Consider the following 19,857-nt stretch of genomic DNA (forward strand, 5'->3'; position numbering starts at 1 on the left):
CCCGGTGTTGTTCCAACAGAGAAATTCCTGTCTTTGTTCTTCGAATTAAAGTGGCCGAAGGTCCTAACGTGTGATGTCCATCCGGTAGGCGATGGACCGGAAAAAATGCGACGAGAATTTGCGGAGCGGCGCGCGGACAAACCCGGCTTTGCCAATCCCTACCGGCGCGTCCCGTGTCGCGGTTTCGGCCGCGACTGGCAAATCGCCGAACGGTCATCCATCAAGACTCTGATGTAAGACAATATTTCGCGCTGCGGACTTGTTGAATGATCGTCGGCAGCCTCGATGCCGTTCGGCAGATCGAAACGGAGTATACCCTCGCATCGCTTCTCTTGTCGTTCCGCCGCAGTCGGTCCGTTTGCCGGGTCCATTTCAGTTTTTCAGGAACATCAGCCGGACCCCGCCTGTTAAGAACACATCACCGAGAGGAGGTCGTGATGATCCCAACCTACTCCCGACGTGCTGTGTTGAACGGTCTTGCCGCGACCATGGCGGCATCCCTGGCTCCGGCGCGCCACGCATTTGCACAACTCGACGATCGGGCGTTTTTCTTTCTGGCCGACACGCAAGCCCGGCTGTTGGCGTCGATGTGCGACACGCTCATTCCCAAGGACGACTTTCCGAGCGCCTCCGAAGCCGGGGTGGTCGATTTCATCGATCTTCAGCTGGCCGGACCTTATGGCCAAGGCGAAGGACTTTATCTGGAGGGGCCTTTCCCCGAAGGTTCAGAATCGCAGGGCTACCAATTGCCCTTCACACCCGCAGAACTGATGCGCCGCGGACTGAACGCGTTCGGCGAAGCCGAGCCGGGGTTTGCCGACGGCGAAGAGTCGAGGCGCGAGGACATGCTCACGCGGCTTTCGGAAGATGATGTCGATCTCGGCGATGTCCCGGCAAGGGCGTTTTTCGACGAACTCTGGCAGCTGACCAACCAGGGATATTTCGCGGACCCGATCTACGGCGGCAATTCCGATTACGCCGGATGGCGCATGGTCGGCTTTCCCGGGGCACATGCCTATTACCCGTCCTTCGTCGCCAACCACAATGTCCCTTACCCGCAGCCTCCGATGGGTATCAATCACGATCCCGGCGGCGATGGCGGACTGCCGCGGGTCACCAAACGGCAGGAGGGCTGAGCGATGCCCGACAAGACACTTCCCAAGACAGACGTCGTCATCATTGGCGGAGGCTGGACCGGCCTCACGGCCGCTTACGAGCTCGCCCATGCCGGCCAGCGCTGCGTGATCCTCGAGCGCGGCGATCATCGTCACGATGCCACCAGTTTTGCTGGGCCTGAAGAACACGACGAGCTGAAATACGCGCTGCGCTACACGCATATGATGGATGTGAAGCAGAACACGCTGACCTTCCGCAACAGTCGCGACCAGAGAGCCTTGCCCATGCGGCGGCTCGGGTCTTTCCTGCCCGGAGAGGGGTTGGGCGGCGCCGGGATCCACTGGAACGGCCAAATCTGGCGGCCGCTGCCGTCCGACCTCGAGATGCGCTCGCATTACGTCGACCGCTACGGGTCGGACGTCCTGCCCGACGACCTGTCGGTTCAGGACTGGGGCGTCACCTACGACGAGCTCGAACCGCACCTGGACTTTTTCGAGAAGATCTGCGGCGCGGCGGGTTACGCCGGCAACCTGAACGGCGAAAGCCGCGACGGCGGCAATGTTTTCGAGGGTCCGCGCCGCAACGACTATCCCAATCCGGCGATGAAGCAGCCGATCTCGAACACCCTGTTCGGCAAGGCCGCGGACGAGATGGGACTGCATCCCTTCCCGATGCCGTCGGCCAATGTCACCAAGGCCTACGAAAATCCCTACGGCGCCCAGTTGCACCCCTGCACCTATTGCGGGTTCTGCGAACGCTTCGGCTGCGGATACTTTGCCAAGGCCGATCCGATCATCTGTGTCTACGACCGGATCAAGGAACACGAGAACTTCGAGATCCGGTTCAAATCGACCGTGCTTCGGGTGGAGAAATCCGAGGACGGCAAGACCGCCACGGGCGTCACCTACATCGACGACCAGGGCCGCGAGGTGTTCCAGCCCGCCGATACCATCTGCATGAACGCCTATGCCTTGTGGAACGTGCATCTGATGCTCGTCTCCGGCCTTGGCACTCCTTACGATCCCGAGACCCGGACCGGGACGGTCGGACGCAACTACAGCTACCAGACGATTGCCGCGGTCGATGCCTTCTTCGACGACGAGATCATCACCAATCCCTTCATGGGCGCCGGGGCGATGGGTGTCGTGGTGGACGACTTCAACGGCGACAACTTCGATCACACCGACCTGGGTTTCGTTGGCGGCGGCTATATCGCCTGCAAGCAGTATCATGGGCGGCCGATCAGCTATCAACCGGTTCCCGAAGGCACGCCGTCCTGGGGGCGCGAATGGAAGCGCGCGGTGCGCGACAACTACCTGCACCATGCCGACATGGTGATCCACGGATCGAGCATGTCGACGCCCGAAAACTACCTCGACCTCGATCCGACCTGGAAAGACGCCTTCGGCCGGCCGTTGATGCGGATGACCTTCAACTTTCCCGAGAACGATCGGAAGATGAGCGAATACGTCATGAACCGCACGGTCGAGATTGCGCGCAACATGGACAACGTGACCTCCGTGTCATCGGTCAACCTGGCCGCGCCGGGCAAGGATTACACGATCGTTCCCTACCAGACCACGCACAACGTCGGCGGCGCCGTGATCGGCACCGATCCCGCGACGAGCGTCGTGAATCGATACGGCCAGATGTGGGAGCATCACAACGTCTTCGTCTTCGGCGCCTGTCTGTTTCCGCAGAACCTTGGTTACAACCCCACGGGTCCGTTGATGGGGCTGGCCTACTGGACGCTCGATCATCTCAAGAACGACTACCTGGGGAATCCAAGGCCCTTGATGGACGCCTGAAGGAGGCTGGACATGACCGAAGCACGCACAAAACTGATCGTCGCCGGGATCGCCGCCGCCGCTTTGGCGCCGATGCTGACATTCGCGCAGGACCAATCCGAAACGCCGCGTATCGATGCTCTCGAGGCGCGCCTCAACGACGAACGGACGCTTTTCAACGCCACCCTCGGCGTGCAGGAGGAGGATGACGAGCTGTTCGAGCTCGGTCGCCTCGTCGCCATGGGCGGCGCCGAAAACGGCGGGTCCGGCATGGCGTGCATCACCTGTCACGGCGGCAAGGGGCAGGGCGACGGCGCCGGGGCCTTTCCGCGCCTCGCGGGTCTGCCGGGCTGGTACAGCTACAAGCAGCTGAACGATTACGCCTCGGGCGACCGCCCGAACGAGGTCATGTCGGGCATTGCGCAGCGTCTGACCGACCGCGAACGCGAGGCGGTGGCCGCCTACTATGCCGCCGTCGAAGCGCCGGTGGTCGGCCCGATGCCCCCCGCCGACCAGGAACTTCTGCAATGGGGCGGGCAGTTGGCGGCGGTGGGCAATGCCGAAAAGGGTATTCCCGCCTGCGTCAACTGCCACGGCCCGCAGGGCACGGGCAATCCGCCCTCGGTGCCGTATCTCGCCGGGCAGTACGCCAACTACATGGTCTACCAGCTCGAGCTCTGGAAAGAGGGGGTGCGCGACAACGACGCGATGGACGTGATGTCCGCGATCGCCAGCAAGATGACGAACGAGGACATGCGCGCGGTCAGCGAATACTACTACCGCGTGCACAATCCGCTGACCACTTCCGACGACGGGTAGGTCACCGATGCCGGATGGCGCGGAACACAGGACATTCGGAAAAGCGGGGCTGGGTCTCGTCACCGTCGGTGCCTTGGCGGCGACAGCGTCGGTGGTCGCCTGGTCCCTCGCCAGCCCTTCGAACGACCCGGTCGGCGCGATGGTGTCCCGTGTCGGGGCGGGGTGGGAGCGCTTAACGCAATGGTACGCCGGTAATCCGGTCGCGGACCGTCCCAACTGGTCCGCGATGCAGGTGAAGCTTCTCGATGCGCAATCCGACCGTGGCCCCGACGCGATGGTGCGATACGGCTGCGGCGCCTGCCACGTGATCCCCGGCGTCGCGGGCGCGCGCGGCACGGTCGGCCCATCGCTGGCGGGCTTCGCCGACCGGGCCTACATCGCCGGCATTCTGACCAATGCGCCCGGAAACCTGCAACGCTGGCTGATCGACCCGCCGCTCTTCGCGCCCGACACCGCCATGCCGGACATGAGCGTGACCGAGGCGGATGCCGCGGACATGGCGGCCTACTTGCTGAGCCTGACAGGTGCGCCATGAATGGCGAAACCACCCTTGGCCGATTCGACACGCAGACGGCGCTTGTCGGCGCCGGCACCGGGGCGGAGATGACCCTGGTCCTGACCGTCGTGATGACGGTGGCCGCCGCCGTGATCTTTGTCGCAGTGATGGGCGTCGCCTGGTGGGCCTGGCGGCGCGAAACCAACGTCCGTCCCTGGTGGGTCTGGACCGGCGGAGTCGTGGTGCCGGTGATTACGCTGGCGCTGCTGGTGGTCGGGTCGTCCCTGACCCTTGCGGCCATCGGTGAGGTCGACGAGGAGCCCGCGGTGATCGAGGTCACGGGCCACCAGTACTGGTGGGACGTGATCCACGATCCCCGCGACCGCAGCCTGCGTGACGCCAACGAGATCGTGCTGCCCGTCGACCAGCCGGTCACCCTGCGGCTGAAGTCGGAGGACGTGATCCATTCCTTCTGGGTGCCCAGCATCAGCGGCAAGATGGACATGATCCCGGGCCGGACAAACGCGCTCACGGTGACCGCGACCCGGATCGGGCGCTTTCGCGGACAATGCGCCGAATTTTGCGGCCTGTCTCATCCGCTCATGGCCTTCGAGGTCGTTGTGGTGTCCACCGAGAATTACGCCGCTTACCTGGACGGCCTGGAAACGGAGGCACGGGATGCCGACACGCTTCAGCGCACGCGTGGGCGCGACGTCTTCATCGAGGCCGGTTGCCCGGCCTGTCACGCGATCCGCGGTGTTGCCGAGGGCGCGCGGATCGGTCCCGACCTGACCCGCGTGGGCGGACGGGCGAGCCTTGGCGCGGGCATGTGGGCGATGAACGTCGGCAACCTCGCGGGCTGGATCGCCGATGTGCAGGACATGAAGCCCGGCGCGCAGATGCCCTCCTACAACCACCTCTCCGGCCCGGACCTGCGCGCCGTCGCACATTACCTGGAGAGCCTGAAATGACCGACACGAGCGCCTCCGACCGCCCCGTGCAAGGCCCGGTGCTGCACGATGAAATGCCCGAGTTCGAGGCTGCCTGGGCGACGCCGCCGGGCTGGCGCATCCTGTCTTCGGTCAGTCACAGGGTCGTGGGCCAGCGGTTCATAGTCACCGGGCTGGTCTTTTTCCTGATTGCGGGATTCCTGGCTCTGCTGGTCCGCACCCAGCTGATCGTGCCGAACAACACCTTCCTCGATGCGGAGACCTACAACCAAGTCTTCACCATGCACGGCACGCTGATGATGTTTCTGTTCGCGATCCCGATCCTCGAAGGGTTCGCCGTCTACCTGCTGCCCCTGATGCTGGGCGCGCGGGACCTGATCTTTCCGCGGATGGGCGCCTTCGGTTACTGGTGCTACCTCTTCGGCGGAATCATCGTGCTGTCGTCATTCCTCTTCGACGCGGCGCCGGATGGCGGGTGGTTCATGTACACGCCCCTGTCCACAAGCCAGTACACGCCCGGACTGTCCGCGGATTTCTGGCTCATCGGCATCACCTTCGCCGAGATCGCCAGCGTCACCGCGGCGGTCGAGATCATCGCCGCCGTCCTCTGTACACGCGCACCGGGGATGAGCCTGACGCGGATGCCTATCTTTGCCTGGTACATGCTTGTCACCGCATTCATGATCGCCATCGGCTTTCCGCCGCTGATCATCGGATCCATCCTTCTCGAGATCGAGCGCGTGGCCGGCCTGCCCTTCTTCGACGTGACCGCAGGGGGCGATCCGCTGCTCTGGCAGCACCTTTTCTGGCTCTTCGGACATCCCGAGGTCTACATCATCTTCCTGCCCGCGGCCGGGATGGTGGCGACGATGCTGCCGACCTTCGTCGGCAAACCGCTCTTCGGTTACGGCTTTGCCGTGGCGGCGGTGGTGACCATGGGCTTCATCAGCTTCGGCCTCTGGGCGCATCACATGTTCGCCACCGGGCTGCCGACCATTTCGCTGACGCTGTTTTCCGCGGCCTCGACCATGGTGGCGATCCCGACCGGCGTACAGATTTTCTCGTTCATCTTCACCCTCGCGCAGGGCCGACCGCGGCTGACCGTGCCGATGCTGTTCATCCTCGGGTTCCTGTTCATCTTCGTCATCGGCGGGCTGACCGGCGTGATGCTGGCCAGCGTGCCGTTCAACTGGCAGGCCCATGACAGCTATTTCGTCGTGGCCCACCTGCATTACGTCCTGATCGGCGGCATGGTTTTCCCGCTGGTGGGGGCGTTCTACTACTGGAGTCCGCATTTCACCGGGCGGATGATGTCCGAACGGCTGGGGCGCTGGGCCTTCTGGCTGATGTTCACGGGGTTCCACATCACCTTCTTCCTGATGCACCTGACGGGCCTGCGGGGCATGCCGCGCCGGGTCGCCACCTATCCCGAAGGGCTGGGCTGGGACCGGCTCAACCTGCTTTCCACGCTGGGCAGCTACATCCTCGCGGCGGGGGTCCTGGTCTTTGTCTGGGATTTCCTGCGGCACCGCATGTCAGGGCCGCTCGCGCCGCGCGATCCCTGGGGCGCGGGCACGCTGGAATGGCTGTATCCGCCCATCGCGCCAGGTCACAATTTTCACGCAATCCCGCGCGTCCATTCCCGCGAGCCGCTCTGGGATCAGCCGGAGCTACTGCGCGAACATGCGCATCTCGCCGAAGGTGTCCTGCGCGGCGCGTCCCACGGGATGCGCGAAACCGTCGGCTGCCATCCGGTCACCGGAGAGCCGTTGCAGATCGTGCGGCTGCCGAAACCGACGTGGGTGCCGCTCTGGGCGGCCGCGACCATCGCGGTGGCGGCGGTGGCGACCTTGGCAAGCGCTTACGTGATCGCCGGGGCCGCGCTGGTGGCGATGCTGGTCTGTTTCGCCCTCTGGGCGTGGGAGCCGTCGCAGACCGGGGAGACTGTTGACACCGGTCCCGAAGGCGTGCTGCCCGTGAATGTCGCGGATCGGCTGGGGCATACCCATATCGCGACCATCGGTACGCTATTGGTGCTCGCGGCGCTTTACGGGTCGCTGTTGTTCTCGGTCCTCTACCTTTGGAACGTGCATCCGGATTTCACCACCATCGCCGGTCTTGCCGATCCGCTCTGGGCGGCGGTGGCCGGTGGGCTTGCTTTGGTCCTGATCGCGTCGTCAAAGGTCGCGGCGCACAAGGGGCCGAGGCTCGGGCTTGACGTGCCGGTGCTGCTGTCGGCGGTGGCCACGGGCGCCGGACTTTTTGTCGCGATGCTGCAAATCGATCCGCGGGACACCGCCGTGGCGGCCACGCTCTGGGTCATGGCCGGGTTCGTCGGCGTCATGCTGTTCGTCATGGCGTTCTGGAGCCTGTTCCTGGCGGTCCGCAAGCTTTTCGGTCAGGTCGCGCCGCACCACCGCGTCCCGGACCTCAATCGCGGCAGTTTCGGCCTCGCGACAGGGGTGATGGTTCTGATCGCCGTCGTTGTCCTTCTCGCACCGCATATCGAAGGTCTGTCATGATACACAAGAATGGCCTGCCGTCCGACAAGCTGCTGCCCGTGCTGCGCGACATCCTGCGGCCGGCGCTGATCTGGGCGGCGCATTTCGTCCTGGTGTACGCAGCGCTTTCCGCGGCCTGCGCGCAGCGCGGGCTGATCGATCCGTTCTGGGCAAGCCTTCTGGTGCTGGTCGTCACGCCGCCCGCTGCGCTGTGGGCCATTGTCGGAGCGCGCCGCCGGGGACGCAGCGACTTTGAGCGCGCGGCGCGCTGGTCGAGTATAATCTCGGCCCTCGCGATCCTGTTCAACGCGGCGCCGGTCGTGCTGATGGGCGGCTGCGGATGATACGAAGGAGCTGACATGGACCCCTATACCCCCTTCTGTGGAACGCCACCCGTGCCGCACGAGCTCTGGACGCGCTGGACCGTCGATCCGATGCTGATGGCAGGACTCGGGGCTTTCGCGGGGCTGCTGGCCGTCGTAGCCACCAACCGCCGCGCGGCGTTTCTGGGGTGGTCGCTGACGGCGCTGCTCTTCGTCTCGCCGCTCTGCGCCGCATCCATGGCGCTGTTCTCGGCGCGCGTGGCGCAGCACCTTATCCTGGTCCTGATCGCCGCGCCGCTGCTGGCCCGGGCGCTGCCCAGGCCGCGGCTGCCGGTTGTGCCTGTCGCGGGGGTCTTCGCTGCGGTGTTCTGGTTTTGGCATGTGCCGGGACCTTACGGCGCGACGCTGCAATCCGACCTGACCTACTGGTCGATGCACCTGACGACCTTCGGGGCGGCCATCCTGCTATGGAGCAGCGTGCGTGGCGCGCTGGACGACACCCCCGGAACCGTCGCACTGGGAGTTGCTCTGACGGCTGGGCAGATGACGCTGCTGTCCGTCCTCTTGCTTGTGTCGCGCGATATTTGGCACGGATGGCACCTGATGACGACGCTGCCGTACGGGATCAGCCCCCTCGCCGATCAGCAGCTGGCAGGCGCCATCATGTGGGTCGGGGGTGGCGCGCTCATGCTTCTGGTCATCGCCGGGCTGACCTGGCGCTTCGTGAGAGGCGGCGCCGCCGACGTGGCTGAGGCAGCCAGATAGGAATTCCGGCGAAGCCTGGCCTGCCATTGAAGAGCCGTGGAGGTGAAGCGCGGCAGCCCGGCGCTTGGATGCCCGTGAACTGGAAAGAATTTGCGCCGCCACTTGCATGGCGCGACCTTGCCGGTTCCGGGTGCAAGGCCGGCCGTTATCGGAACCATTCGCGCTGCGTCACGTTTTGCGGCAGCGCAGGCGAGGTGGCGATGAACCGCGATCTGCTGAAACGAAACCGAAAACACGTCATCGGCGAAACAAGTACTCGGTGTGTCTGCCCGACCGAGTCCCAGCGATGCGAAGACACCCGCCCCCGGAGCATCGGACAACAGGATGCGCGCATCGGCAAGATGCTCGGCGGATCGCCGAAGTTCGGCAGGCGACGGTCCGCAGGCGCGCCAACGACCAATCACGGCATTGGTGCGGTCGCGCCGGATCATGGCCCTGGCGTGGGCCGCAAGATTGCAACACGCACGGAGGGCAGTATGGCTCGGACAATTCACACGTCTTCATCGCAGTTCGACCGCACGGATCAAGGCGCGCGGAAGAGGCAACCGCGCCCGGCAATCGTGTCTCGACCGCGAACGCTAGGCCCGCCGCAACGCACACACCCTTGGCCAGAGACATGCAATGACGATTGATGCCAACGACAAGCGGCCCGAAAAGGCAGTCGGAACCCGGGAAAACCAGAACGAAAAGCGGCCTCAGGTCGAAGAGGCCACGGTCACGGATGCCACGCGTCTCAGCGCTCGCCTGATCTATGAGGTCATTCGCCGCGACGGCGAAGCCGAGCTGGAGCGTCCCACGGTATCGCTGATCTGGTCGGGCATCGCCGCGGGCCTGCTGATCAGCCTGTCGATCCTCGGCGAAACCATCCTGCGCGCTTATCTGGGCGGTGGCGATGGTGCCGGATTCCTGATCGAGAATCTTGGATATTCGTTCGGCTTCCTGGTGGTCGTCCTCGGTCGGATGCAGCTCTTCACGGAGAACACGATCACCACTGTCCTGCCTGCCATGTCGCGGTGGTCGATCACCTGCCTGGCCAAGATGCTGAAACTCTGGGCGATCGTCCTGGCGGCCAATACCCTCGGCGCGCTGTCGGCGGCGGCGTTTCTCGCGCTGACGGACGTGCTCGGCCCGGAGTTGTCCGACGCACTCGCCACGCTTTCGCGTCACGCGGTCGGAATGGGGCCGTGGCAGAGTTTCATAGGCGCGATCCCGGCCGGTGTGCTGGTGGCTGGTATCGTGTGGATGATGCCGTCGGCACGCGGCAGCGCTTTCATGATCATTGTGACCTTTACCTGGCTCATCGGGGCAGGAAATTTTTCCCACGTCGTCGCCGGATCGGTCGAGATGGGCGTTCTGCTTTGGATGCAGGAGCTTGATCCGATCACCGCGATCTTCGGCTTCTTTCTGCCGGTCCTGGCCGGAAACATCATCGGCGGCACGGCGATTTTTACCCTGCTCGCCTGGGGGCAGGTCAAGAACGAGGTAGCGCAAGGATAAAAACCAAAAGGTTTCTTGGAGCTCGGACCAAATTCGGGGCCCGCCGGAGCAATCCTTTATCACATCTTACAAGCAAATTTCCGTTGACCTAAAGCTAGGAGCTGCCAAGCGGCTATTATCCAGCCTCCCCTTTGGCAATTCAGATTATTTTGGTTCCTGAGATGGCGATTGAAGAATTCCACCGCTTGCGAAAGGGCATCGACCCGATGATCGTTGACCATGGCGGGAGGCGCATGAGGCAGCTCCCCGGTTGGTGATGTCGGAGGCCGCCGGCAACGCTGGCGGTCGCCGCCGATCTTCGGAAAGGTTGCAGGTGCGAAATCTAAAACCTAGACCGGAGATGACAATGAAAGACGACAGAATGGCTCTGATCGAGTGATTGAGAGTGAGGAGCGAGCGCGCCGGCGGTCCGTGCGCCGCGCCGAACGCCAATGGCGATCTCGTGCGAGAGACACTGGCCTTTGTCGCCGAGCGGATCATGGAGGCCGAGATCGAGGCGAGGAAGAGCGCGGCGATCGGCTTCCGCTCGCCGATGAGGGAGGCGCAGCGGAACGGATGCCGCAACCGCAATCGAGACAAGCGTGCCGGACGGATCGTGCTGGAGGTCTCGTCTGAATGGCCCAGTCAAGCCACTTGAGAGATACACTTGCTCGTTTCACAAAGGCGGGAAAGAGCCGAATTGGCCTATCATTCGTTTGAAACAGATTTTCCGGATAGTGCCTGTCAGCCGTCGAGGCGGCGTTGGCATTGGCGCACTCCACGGGCTCTAATGAAGGATCCGCCTCCTGAAGGAACCGGCGTGCGAAGGTAAGTCATAACATATCCCAATAAATGAGCAGACATTGCGGAGCGGAACACAGCCGGGACAAGATCGTCAGACCGATGACAGGATAACCTTAATCGTATCGGACGAGAAAAGAGTTCGCCAGACCCGTCTGGATTGCCAACATGCAAAAGCGGCGCAGGTGACCTTATGCCGCCGCCGCAAACCAATTTGGTCGATCTGAGGGAAGCAAGTGCTCGGGATGCGAGGAAACATGTGTTTGAGGTGTCTCCTCGGTAAAGGTCCAGTTCCATCCCTAAGCCACGCAATGCTGTGCAGCTCAACTGTCTCATCTCAGAGCCGGAAAATAGGTGCTTTCACCGGGTTTTGTTAAAGCTTTGGCACGCTTGCCGGTCGCCTCGGGGCTCGATCCTCGCATTCCGCACAACCAGCGGTCTCAACCTTGGCTGCGTGCGTATCATCCATTTACGATTATGCCTCCGTTCACGTGAAGCGTCTGCCCCGTGACGAAGCTGCTGTCCTGACAGGCGAGAAAGACATAGGCCGGACCGAGCTCACGCGGCTGACCGAGACGCCCCATGGGAGAGGACATTTCTTTCAGCATCTTTTCATCGAAATCATTGAAGACCTGCTGGATCTCGGTGGCAACCGGGCCCGGTGCCACCTGATTGACGCGGATCCCCCGGTCCATCAGTTCCAGCGCCAGTGCCCGCGTGTACGCCACGACCGCCCCCTTGGTGGCGGTGTAGGGCACGAGTGCGGCGTCCCCGACATAGGCGTTGAGAGAGGTCGTGTTGATGATGCTGGCTCCTTCGGACATGTGCTCGAGCGCTGCACGGGAGGTGTAGAAGATGCCGTTCATGTTGACGTCGAAATGCTTCTGCCAGACGGCATCCGAAATATCGGCCTGGCGTTTGAAGGGCATCTGCATCCCGGCATTGTTGACCAGAACATCGATTCCGCCCCAAGCGTCGACCACGGCAGCGACGGTGACCGCACAACTGTCGGAATTGCCGATGTCGCCTTGCATGATCAGCGCCTCGGCGCCTTCCGCTTCGATCCCTGCGCGGGTCTCTGCGGCGCTGTCGGTATCGGAGTGATATAGGATGGCCACGCGCGCGCCCTCCCGGGCCATGTGCAGCGCGACGGCGCGGCCGATGCCGCTGTCGCCACCGGTGATCAGAACGCGCTTGTCCTTCAGCTTGTCGGAGCCTGTGTAAGCGTCGGTAATGTATTCCACTGGGGGCAACAGGTCATCGAGGTGATCTGTCATCATGATCTCCTTGAAGGGGCCCGCTGGGGCCATGGGTTGCTTTCCGGCAAATCGCCTTGCCGGTCCTACAACTTAACCAAAGGCTTCCTTGGCGGTTCCTTGATTTCCCATCCCTATGGACTGGAAATCGCTCGAGCGGGGCCCGTTCCACGGCGGACGAATGGCAGATAGAGCCTGACCCGAAGCACCAGGTTTGGACCTGTCGCGGGATTGTGCCGCTCCTTTGACCACGTATCGTGTCGCAAAGGAGAACACAGATGGCATCACGACCGACCGAGGAATTCCGTGCCGAAGCAGTGCGTGTGGCGTTGACGAGCGGCGTGCCGCGTAAGCAGGTACTGATCGGCCAGTTCAATGATGCCGTCGGTCAGATGCTTCTCGTCAGCCCGACCCTGCGGCATCTTGCGCTGCGTGGACCGATGCTGCCCGAGCGTGCGGCAGGCCCGGCGCTCCGATACGTCAAGTTCCCGCCGCACATGGTCGATGCATTTCCGGCGACGCGAAGGGCTCAGAAGTTTCCCTTTACCGCCTCGGTCAGGATCAATTTATCCAGCGTCAAATCAGACACCGTGCGCCGCAGCCGCTGGTTCTCCTTCTCCAGCTCTTTCAGGCGCGCAAGCTGAGACCGCTGCATCCCGCCATAAAGCTTACGCCATCGATAGAACGTCTGTTGCGTCACACCGATCTGGCGCACTGCCTCGGCAATCGTCGCCCCTTGTCCTTGCAGAATTTCAACCTGCCGAAGCTTAGATACGATCTCTTCGGGCTTCTCTCGTTTCCCAGCCATCGCTGATCCTCCAATTGCGGGACAAAACTATCCCAGTTGGTGGACCACTTTCAGGGGGCTACTCCAGTTGATCACTCCCCGTGCCGGGCTCAGCTCATCAGCAAGCTCCGCAGGCCTGCGGAATGGTACGCGCGCCCCCGCGGCACGCGCAACGTCGGCGATTTCGTCATCGTCCGTAGATACGACCACATCCGCAAAGAGGCCGCAGGCAAGAGCTGCAGCGATAGGCCAGCCGATCATCGGCTTGCCGCCAATGGGAAGGATGTTCTTTCGGGGGATGCGCTTGCTGCCGCCGCGAGCGGGGATAATTGCAAACTGCATGGTGCCTCACAACTTTACATGACACTTGGCCCAAGGACCGGGGCCGAGCTGAGTGCGGGACTATTTGTGCAAAAAAAAATGAACGGCGCAGAAGGTAAAGATGCTGGTGCCAAAGATGAAATGCAAAGACTGCAATCGGGTGCCGATCCGTCCATCACGGTGGCTTTTGACAAAGTGACCACCCTCGACGGCATCCCCGCGCCAAGGTGGCTCTATGAGTACCCATAAAGGGGGCGGTAAATCGGAGGTTACCGCGGGCGGGGGCGGCCACATCATCAACGCCGATCAACAGTGAAAATCAACGGATAGTAACCAAAAGCTTAAGGGTGTATATTTCGGGGGATAAATTAGTTATCAATGAGGAAATATCTATAAAATTCAAATACTTGTTTTGATTTTATGGTGCCGCTGAAGGGACTCGAACCCCCGACCCCATCATTACGAATGACGTGCTCTACCAGCTGAGCTACAGCGGCCCCGGTGCGCGGCCTCTTAGCACCGAGGCCGACGCAGGAAAAGGGCTATTTTGACGACTGCGCAGCCTTGGCGCCGGACCCGGCGATGGCGTCCAGAACCTGCTGGTTGCGGGCCGCGCGTTCGGGGTCGGGATCGGGGGGCAGGTCCTCCACGTCCTCGACCGGCTCGTCGGTGGTGCCGATGAGAAGCGGCAGCATTTCGGCACCCGGAGGCACAGCCCCTTCGACATGCGGCGGGCTGCGCCAGCTGAGCGTGTCGAAGCCCTGGCAGTTCGTGCAGACCGGACCCCATTCGGCATGGACCTGGTTGCAGTTGTCGCAGACCCATTGCGGGCCGCGCGGCGCGATCACCGCCTTGGCAAGCCAACCGCGCACCACCGAATCGGGCGCGCCTTCGCCGCGCTCGATGGCGGCCATGATCGCCAGCACACGCGCGTCGCTTTCGGTTTCGACCAGCGATCCCATGGCGCGGCGGGCACCGGGGAAATCCTCGGCGGCTAGGAACAGCTCGGCCATCAGCAGCCGCGTTTCGCGGTGGTCGGGCTTGATCACCGTCAGCTGCCGGAACCGCTTGAGCCGCTCCTGCGGCGACTCGTTCGGTTCGATCTCGGCAAAGGCGGCGGCGAGGTCGGGATGCGGCTGCGCCTCCCAGGCGCGCTTGAGGATGCGCGTGGCGTTCTTCTGGCGCCCGTCGGCGATATATCCGCGTGCCGCCATGACCGCGGCCGGAATGAGGTCGGGCGAGGATTTGTTGGCGGCGATCGCCGCCTCGCGCGCCTCGATGCTCTTGTCGGCGTCGAGGATGTCCTTGGCCTCGGACAGCGCCAGCACCGCGTCGCGGCGCTTGTGCACGTCGCGCGGCATAGACCCGTGCTTGAGCTTGGCGTTCAGCGTCTTACGCGCGCCGGTCCAGTCATGCTTCTGCGCTTGCAGCTTCAAAAGCACGTCCTGCACCTCTTCGTGCTTGGGCTTGAGCGCGAAGGCCCGTTCGGCCAGTTTCAGCGCCGTGTCGGTATCCCCGGCCTCGAGCTTTTGCCGCATGATGCCGCGCACCCCGACGAAGCGGGTGGTATCGTGGGTCACCAGCCGCTTGTAGACGGTTTCGGCCTTGGCCCGGTCGCCGGTCATTTCCGCCGCCTGCGCGGTGATCAGGTCGGTGAGTTCGGGTTTGTGCAGATAGCGTTCCGCCTTGGCGGCCTTGGCCATGGCGACACGGCCCTCGCCGCTGGCCAGCGCCAGCATGCCCTCGCTCAGCGCCTGGAAGCCCTTGCGTTCGCGGTTACGGTCGAAATAGCGCGAGATCGCCGTTTCGTCGCCGTTGAGGAAGTGCAGCACCGCCACCAGCAGCGACAGCAGCTTGAGCAGGATCCAGACCGCCACGACGATCAGCACCGCCGCGATCACCGATTGCAACGGGCCGAGCGTGTATTCGGTTCCGGCGACCGTGACCTGCACGCCGCCGGTGCTTTCCATCAGGTAGCCCGCACCCAGGGTCAGCGCCGCGATCACCGCGACAAAGAGCAGAATCTTGATTAGTGACCACAGCATCTGTCGACCCTTACTTAGTGTTCAATTCCTGGGAAAGCGCGTTGACCGCCGACTGCGCCTGCGCCCGCATCCTCGCGCTGGTGATCCAGTCCGACATCGCGGCCTTGGCCTCTTCGGGCAGCGTCTCGATCTCGGTCAGGGCCGTCTGCAACTCGCCGGCTTTCAGCGCAGCTTCTGCACGGGACAGCACCGCATCGGGATCGTCGCCTTCGCGCGGCGCGACCGACCGAGCGCCCAGTTGGGATCTCAGGAAACCGCCCAACCCGCCGGAGATCGTGCCGTCCTCTCCGGCACGCGCCGCCTGTAGCGCCGCCCGCGCCGCGTCGGGATAGCTGTCCAGAAGCGCGGCCTGGGTCGGCACGCCCTCCGACGCGGTCGCGGTCAGCGCGTCGGGCACGGCGACCTCGTCGACGCCCATGATTTCGGTCACCGATTGCTGGAACGGCTGGCCGCTGTCGAGCGCCGCGGTCAGCTCCGCCAACGCCGCCCGCGCCCGCGCCAGCTCGGCCTGGGCCGAAGCGTTCTGTTCGGCGGCCACCGCCTCTTGCGCCATGTTCTCGATCGACACGCGCTGTTCCGATATCTCGGCGCGCAGGGCGTCGAGCTCGCGCTCGTAGGCAGCGATGGCATCGGGCGACACTGTGTCCGCGACCGGCGCTTTCTCGAGGTTGACGACACGCACCTCGAGCAGCCCCTGCTGTTCGGAAAGGGTCGCGATCTGGTCGTTGAGCGCGTCCACCTGTTCGGTCAGTCCCGACAGCGCGGCTTCGGTGGCCGAGTCGTCGACATTGGCGATGGCGCCCTCGACCGCGCCAAGGCGGGAGGTCAGATCGTCGACGCTGGTCTGCTGCGACTGCAGCGCCGCTTCGGTCTGGGTGCGGAACGGGTCCTCGGTGGTGGCGGTGGCAAAGGGCCAGTCGCCCGATTCGTACTGCGCGGCAAGGTACCCCGCTCCGGCTGCGAGGATGCCGCCCAGGAGAACCGGGAAGAAGCCGCCGCGCCTCTCCACGACCGTTTCGCGCACTGCCTGCGGCGCCGCGGCCGCCGCTGCGGGCGTTCCGGTGTCGCCGCCCGCATCAGGCGTCGCATTGACCGCGCTTTCGCCTTCGGTGTCGATCCGGTCGGCGGCTGTCGTGTCGTCATCCGACCCGGAGCCTGCAACCGTGTCATCCGCAGTGCTGGAGCCGTCTTCGCCCTCGGTCGCAGCCTCTGCGTCTTCGGGCTTTTTGTCCCACGGCGACGCCTCGGCCGTCATTGCGGTATCGTCGGCAAAGACCGGCACCGAGTCTGCGCCTTCGGTCTTGGCAGTTTCCGTCTCGGGAGCGTCCCCGGCGGTCGTGGTTCCGTCGCCTTCCGCGTCGCGGTTTCGGGCGCTTTCCGCCCCGGCGGGTTCGTCGGGAACGGGGGCTTCGGGGACGTGCAGCGGATCGGCCTTTGGCGTGTCTTCGGACGCGGAACCGTCTGCCGCCTTGTCCTTTTCGGAGCTCTTATCGGAGGTCTTTTTGTTTGCCACGTGCCGCCAACCTTTCGAATCTCAACGCTCTGAACACGTTATCTATCCAATCGACCTTACTGTCAGGCTTGCTTGCCCTCAAGCGTCCTTGCCTCATCCATAAGCATTGCCACCGTTTTCCGCATCTCCGCGCCCGTGGGATGGGCAGCGATCATAAGCCGGTCGGGCCGCAGCACGCTCATCGCCTGAGCCACCGCGTCACTCATTGCGACGATCCAGCAAGACCTAACATGACCTGCCGTTTCGGCAAATCGCGCGGCACTGCGCGGCGAGAACAAAGGCACGATGACCGCAGGCCATGCGCCCAGCAGCGTCTGCGCCTCCGGGCTGAGGTCCCCCAGCGGCTGATCGTAGATCACCGCCTCGTCCGTCAAAATTCCCTGCGCCGTCAGCCGCTCTGCGAGATCGCCGCGCGCATGGGTGCCGCGCAGGTGCAAGAGAGGCCCGGCGGGACGGTCCCGCCTGATGAGCGAAGCCAGTGCATCGGCATCGCCGCCCGCAGAGCGCGGAACAAGCCCCGCGTTTTCCGCCGCCAGCGCCGTGGCATCGCCGACGGTAAAGCAGGACAGCCCCGACGGGCCACCCAGATCGGCATAGGCCTCGACCGCATTGGCCGAGGTGAAGATCAGCCTCATGTAGCCGGAAAGATCGGGCAAAGGCCCGCTGGCAACGATCCCGACAAGCGGCGAGATCACGCAGTCGAAGGATCCCGCCCCGTCATCGCGCAGCTCTGCGGCAAAGCGCTCGGACGCGGGTTGGGGCCGGGTCAGCAGCAGCTTGGGCCGCGGCACGGGCGGGATTGTCGGCTTCATCCCCCGGTGGTACTCCGGGGCCAAGCCTGACGCAATGGACAGCCCCGTGCCGGACACGCCCCTCATCCTCGGCCTCGAAAGCAGTTGCGACGACACCGCCGCCGCGCTGGTGCGCGGACGCGAGGTGCTGTCGTCGGTGGTGCTGGGACAGGCCGAGCTGCACAGCGCCTTCGGCGGCGTGGTGCCCGAGATCGCCGCGCGGGCCCATGCGGAAAAGCTCGACATCTGCGTGGCAGCGGCGATCCGGCAGGCGGGCGTGACCCTGCGCGGCGTCGATGCCATCGCCGTGACGGCGGGGCCGGGTCTGATCGGCGGTGTGCTGTCGGGGGTGATGCTGGCCAAGGGACTGGCCGCCGGGCTGGACCGTCCGCTGATCGGGGTCAATCATCTTGCCGGTCACGCGCTGACCCCGCGGCTCACCGACGACCTGCCCTTTCCCTACCTGATGCTTCTGGTCTCGGGCGGGCATTGCCAGTTCCTGATCGTGCGCGGCCCGCATGACTTCACCCGCCTCGGCGGCACCATCGACGACGCCCCCGGCGAGGCTTTCGACAAGACCGCCCGCCTGCTGGGCCTGCCGCAACCGGGCGGGCCGTCGGTACAGAAGGCCGCCGAAACCGGCGATCCGACACGATTCCGGCTGCCCCGGCCACTGCTCGACCGGCCCGGTTGCGACATGTCCTTTTCCGGGCTGAAGACCGCCGTGCTGCGCCAGCGCGACGCGCTGATCGCGGATCAGGGCGGATTGCACAGCCGCGACGTGGCCGACCTTTGCGCCGGGTTCCAGGACGCGCTCCGCGACGTTCTGGTGGAAAAGACCCGGCGGGCGCTGGCGCTCTACCTCGACGAGGCCCCGGCAAGCCCCGGCTTTGCCATCGCCGGAGGCGTGGCGGCGAACACGCCGCTGCGCGCGGCGTTGACCATGCTCTGCGCCGAACAAGGCGTGACCTTCACCGCGCCGCCGCTGGCGCTCTGCACCGACAACGCGGCGATGATCGCTTATGCGGGCGGCGCGTTGTTTGCCGCCGGAACAAAGCACGACATGACCCTCTCGGCCCGCCCCCGTTGGCCGCTGGACAGCGCCGCGGCACCACTGGTCGGATCGGGAAAGAAAGGCGCCAAGGCATGAGTATCGCGGTTCTGGGATCGGGCGCCTTCGGCACCGCGCTGGCCATCGCGCTCTGCTCCGGCGGACGCGAGGTGACACTCTGGGCGCGCGACCCCGCGACCGTCACCGCGATGCGCGAAACCCGCCGCGCCCCGCGCCTGCCAGAAGCTCCGCTGCCCGACTCACTGACACTGACCGACAACCTGGCCGAGGCCGCCCGCGCGCCGGTTCTGCTGCTGTCCGTGCCGATGCAAAGCCTGTCGTCGCTGCTGGGGCAGATCGACGACGACCTCGACGGCACGGCGCTTGTCGCCTGCTGCAAGGGCATCGACCTCGCCAGCATGACCGGCCCCTCGGGCGTGATCGCGACGGCCAAGCCGCAGGCCGTTCCCGCCGTGCTGACCGGCCCGAGTTTCGCCAAGGACATCGCCGCAGGTCTGCCCACGGCGCTGACGTTGGCCTGCGCAGAGGCCGACTGGGCGCAGGACCTGCAACGGCAGCTTTCGACGCGCAGCCTGCGGCTCTATCGCAGCGACGACATGGTGGGTGCCGAACTGGGCGGCGCGCTCAAGAACGTCATCGCCATCGCCTGCGGCGCGGCCATCGGCGCGGGCTTGGGCGACAGCGCGCGCGCCGCGCTGCTGACCCGCGGCTTTGCCGAGATGATGCGCATCGCAGAACACATGGGCGCGCGGGCCGAAACGCTGAACGGGCTTTGCGGGCTGGGCGATCTGACCCTGACCTGCACCTCGGACCTGTCGCGCAACTACCGGCTGGGTCTGGCGCTGGGGCGCGGCACCGATTTCAACCCGAACCTGACCGTCGAAGGCGCCGCGACCGCGCAGGCTCTGGCGAAAATCGCCGAGACCACGGCGCTCGACCTGCCGATCTGCACCACCGTCGCGCACCTCGTGACCGGCGCGCTCAGCGTCTCGCAGGCGCTGGACGCGCTGATTTCCCGACCCCTGAAAGAGGAGTAAC

The 19,857-nt window shown here is 64.5% G+C and carries 17 protein-coding genes, 1 tRNA gene and 2 pseudogenes; 13 read left to right on the top strand and 7 right to left on the bottom strand.

What is annotated here, in order from left to right:
• The first annotated feature begins 437 nt into the window (after positions 1-437).
• The 10 genes and pseudogenes from DU478_RS18950 to DU478_RS18995 form a co-directional block, all read left to right on the top strand.
• Complete coding sequence (locus DU478_RS18950) at positions 438-1,136, top strand: gluconate 2-dehydrogenase subunit 3 family protein (protein WP_233501428.1); 699 nt, start codon at positions 438-440, stop codon at positions 1,134-1,136.
• A gap of 3 nt (positions 1,137-1,139) precedes the next feature.
• Positions 1,140-2,924 carry a GMC family oxidoreductase gene (locus DU478_RS18955; protein ID WP_114512532.1) on the top strand — a complete coding sequence of 595 codons (1,785 nt, stop codon included), beginning with the start codon at positions 1,140-1,142 and terminating at the stop codon, positions 2,922-2,924.
• 12 nt (positions 2,925-2,936) lie between these two features.
• Positions 2,937-3,722 (top strand): c-type cytochrome, encoded by a 786-nt coding sequence (locus DU478_RS18960; RefSeq protein ID WP_114512533.1) that lies wholly within the window; start codon positions 2,937-2,939, stop codon positions 3,720-3,722.
• A gap of 7 nt (positions 3,723-3,729) precedes the next feature.
• On the top strand, positions 3,730-4,257 hold the full coding sequence (locus DU478_RS23200) for a c-type cytochrome (RefSeq protein ID WP_199488380.1): 528 nt from the start codon (positions 3,730-3,732) through the stop codon (positions 4,255-4,257).
• Positions 4,254-5,189 (top strand): cytochrome c oxidase subunit II, encoded by a 936-nt coding sequence (gene coxB / locus DU478_RS18970; protein ID WP_114512535.1) that lies wholly within the window; start codon positions 4,254-4,256, stop codon positions 5,187-5,189. The genes DU478_RS23200 and coxB overlap by 4 nt, the downstream gene beginning before the upstream one ends.
• Positions 5,186-7,690 carry a cytochrome c oxidase subunit I gene (gene ctaD, locus DU478_RS18975; RefSeq protein ID WP_114512536.1) on the top strand — a complete coding sequence of 835 codons (2,505 nt, stop codon included), beginning with the start codon at positions 5,186-5,188 and terminating at the stop codon, positions 7,688-7,690. Before coxB ends, ctaD begins: the two co-directional genes overlap by 4 nt.
• Entirely contained in the window at positions 7,687-8,013 is a 327-nt protein-coding gene (locus DU478_RS18980) for a hypothetical protein (protein ID WP_114512537.1), read from the top strand. The genes ctaD and DU478_RS18980 overlap by 4 nt, the downstream gene beginning before the upstream one ends.
• 15 nt (positions 8,014-8,028) lie before the next feature.
• Positions 8,029-8,757 carry a cytochrome c oxidase assembly protein gene (locus tag DU478_RS18985; RefSeq protein WP_114512538.1) on the top strand — a complete coding sequence of 243 codons (729 nt, stop codon included), beginning with the start codon at positions 8,029-8,031 and terminating at the stop codon, positions 8,755-8,757.
• A gap of 621 nt (positions 8,758-9,378) precedes the next feature.
• The gene (locus DU478_RS18990; protein ID WP_114512539.1) at positions 9,379-10,254 is read left to right on the top strand and encodes a formate/nitrite transporter family protein; all 876 of its coding nucleotides are present in this window, start codon (positions 9,379-9,381) and stop codon (positions 10,252-10,254) included.
• A 385-nt stretch (positions 10,255-10,639) separates the two neighbouring features.
• A pseudogene (locus DU478_RS18995) lies at positions 10,640-10,861 on the top strand (transposase); the annotation flags it as partial.
• A 634-nt stretch (positions 10,862-11,495) separates the two neighbouring features.
• Here DU478_RS18995 and DU478_RS19000 read toward each other — a convergent pair.
• The 3 genes and pseudogenes from DU478_RS19000 to DU478_RS19015 all read right to left on the bottom strand — a co-directional run bounded on the left by DU478_RS19000 (position 11,496) and on the right by DU478_RS19015 (position 13,419).
• Complete coding sequence (locus DU478_RS19000) at positions 11,496-12,311, bottom strand: SDR family oxidoreductase (protein WP_114512577.1); 816 nt, start codon at positions 12,309-12,311, stop codon at positions 11,496-11,498.
• 335 nt (positions 12,312-12,646) lie between these two features.
• Positions 12,647-13,098 (bottom strand): annotated as a pseudogene (locus DU478_RS23420) (transposase); the annotation flags it as partial.
• 27 nt (positions 13,099-13,125) lie between these two features.
• The gene (locus tag DU478_RS19015; protein ID WP_114512542.1) at positions 13,126-13,419 is read right to left on the bottom strand and encodes a cytidylyltransferase domain-containing protein; all 294 of its coding nucleotides are present in this window, start codon (positions 13,417-13,419) and stop codon (positions 13,126-13,128) included.
• 66 nt (positions 13,420-13,485) lie between these two features.
• Here DU478_RS19015 and DU478_RS23810 point away from each other — a divergent pair, with 66 nt between their 5' ends.
• Positions 13,486-13,647, top strand: coding sequence for a hypothetical protein (locus tag DU478_RS23810; protein WP_233501430.1), 162 nt, complete (start codon positions 13,486-13,488; stop codon positions 13,645-13,647).
• A 172-nt stretch (positions 13,648-13,819) separates the two neighbouring features.
• Here the strand turns inward: DU478_RS23810 and DU478_RS19025 are convergent.
• The 4 genes from DU478_RS19025 to DU478_RS19040 all read right to left on the bottom strand — a co-directional run bounded on the left by DU478_RS19025 (position 13,820) and on the right by DU478_RS19040 (position 17,768).
• Positions 13,820-13,895: transfer RNA gene (locus DU478_RS19025), tRNA-Thr, on the bottom strand.
• 45 nt (positions 13,896-13,940) lie between these two features.
• Entirely contained in the window at positions 13,941-15,443 is a 1,503-nt protein-coding gene (locus DU478_RS19030; RefSeq protein ID WP_114512543.1) for a heme biosynthesis protein HemY, read from the bottom strand.
• A gap of 10 nt (positions 15,444-15,453) precedes the next feature.
• Complete coding sequence (locus tag DU478_RS19035; protein ID WP_114512544.1) at positions 15,454-16,956, bottom strand: COG4223 family protein; 1,503 nt, start codon at positions 16,954-16,956, stop codon at positions 15,454-15,456.
• A gap of 62 nt (positions 16,957-17,018) precedes the next feature.
• Positions 17,019-17,768 (bottom strand): uroporphyrinogen-III synthase, encoded by a 750-nt coding sequence (locus DU478_RS19040; protein ID WP_158545815.1) that lies wholly within the window; start codon positions 17,766-17,768, stop codon positions 17,019-17,021.
• A 34-nt stretch (positions 17,769-17,802) separates the two neighbouring features.
• On the opposite strand from DU478_RS19040, the gene tsaD reads away from it, so the two are divergent.
• Both tsaD and DU478_RS19050 read left to right on the top strand, forming a co-directional pair.
• A complete protein-coding gene (gene tsaD, locus DU478_RS19045; protein ID WP_114512545.1) occupies positions 17,803-18,897 on the top strand; it encodes a tRNA (adenosine(37)-N6)-threonylcarbamoyltransferase complex transferase subunit TsaD in 1,095 nt (364 codons plus the stop codon).
• Positions 18,894-19,856: an NAD(P)H-dependent glycerol-3-phosphate dehydrogenase gene (locus tag DU478_RS19050; protein WP_114512546.1), complete on the top strand. Its 963-nt coding sequence runs from the start codon at positions 18,894-18,896 to the stop codon at positions 19,854-19,856. The genes tsaD and DU478_RS19050 overlap by 4 nt, the downstream gene beginning before the upstream one ends.
• Position 19,857: the final 1 nt, after the last annotated feature.

This window comes from Thalassococcus profundi (genome assembly GCF_003344785.1).
Taxonomy (GTDB): domain Bacteria; phylum Pseudomonadota; class Alphaproteobacteria; order Rhodobacterales; family Rhodobacteraceae; genus Puniceibacterium; species Puniceibacterium profundi.

What these genes read in the sequence shown, in the direction of transcription:
- DU478_RS18950 (WP_233501428.1), top strand. Translation starts at nt 438, where the DNA reads ATGATCCCAACCTACTCCCGACGTGCTGTGTTGAACGGTCTTGCCGCG.
- DU478_RS18955 (WP_114512532.1), top strand. Translation starts at nt 1,140, where the DNA reads ATGCCCGACAAGACACTTCCCAAGACAGACGTCGTCATCATTGGCGGA.
- DU478_RS18960 (WP_114512533.1), top strand. Translation starts at nt 2,937, where the DNA reads ATGACCGAAGCACGCACAAAACTGATCGTCGCCGGGATCGCCGCCGCC.
- DU478_RS23200 (WP_199488380.1), top strand. Translation starts at nt 3,730, where the DNA reads ATGCCGGATGGCGCGGAACACAGGACATTCGGAAAAGCGGGGCTGGGT.
- coxB (WP_114512535.1), top strand. Translation starts at nt 4,254, where the DNA reads ATGAATGGCGAAACCACCCTTGGCCGATTCGACACGCAGACGGCGCTT.
- ctaD (WP_114512536.1), top strand. Translation starts at nt 5,186, where the DNA reads ATGACCGACACGAGCGCCTCCGACCGCCCCGTGCAAGGCCCGGTGCTG.
- DU478_RS18980 (WP_114512537.1), top strand. Translation starts at nt 7,687, where the DNA reads ATGATACACAAGAATGGCCTGCCGTCCGACAAGCTGCTGCCCGTGCTG.
- DU478_RS18985 (WP_114512538.1), top strand. Translation starts at nt 8,029, where the DNA reads ATGGACCCCTATACCCCCTTCTGTGGAACGCCACCCGTGCCGCACGAG.
- DU478_RS18990 (WP_114512539.1), top strand. Translation starts at nt 9,379, where the DNA reads ATGACGATTGATGCCAACGACAAGCGGCCCGAAAAGGCAGTCGGAACC.
- DU478_RS19000 (WP_114512577.1), bottom strand. Translation starts at nt 12,311, where the DNA reads ATGACAGATCACCTCGATGACCTGTTGCCCCCAGTGGAATACATTACC.
- DU478_RS19015 (WP_114512542.1), bottom strand. Translation starts at nt 13,419, where the DNA reads ATGCAGTTTGCAATTATCCCCGCTCGCGGCGGCAGCAAGCGCATCCCC.
- DU478_RS19030 (WP_114512543.1), bottom strand. Translation starts at nt 15,443, where the DNA reads ATGCTGTGGTCACTAATCAAGATTCTGCTCTTTGTCGCGGTGATCGCG.
- DU478_RS19040 (WP_158545815.1), bottom strand. Translation starts at nt 17,768, where the DNA reads ATGAAGCCGACAATCCCGCCCGTGCCGCGGCCCAAGCTGCTGCTGACC.
- tsaD (WP_114512545.1), top strand. Translation starts at nt 17,803, where the DNA reads ATGGACAGCCCCGTGCCGGACACGCCCCTCATCCTCGGCCTCGAAAGC.
- DU478_RS19050 (WP_114512546.1), top strand. Translation starts at nt 18,894, where the DNA reads ATGAGTATCGCGGTTCTGGGATCGGGCGCCTTCGGCACCGCGCTGGCC.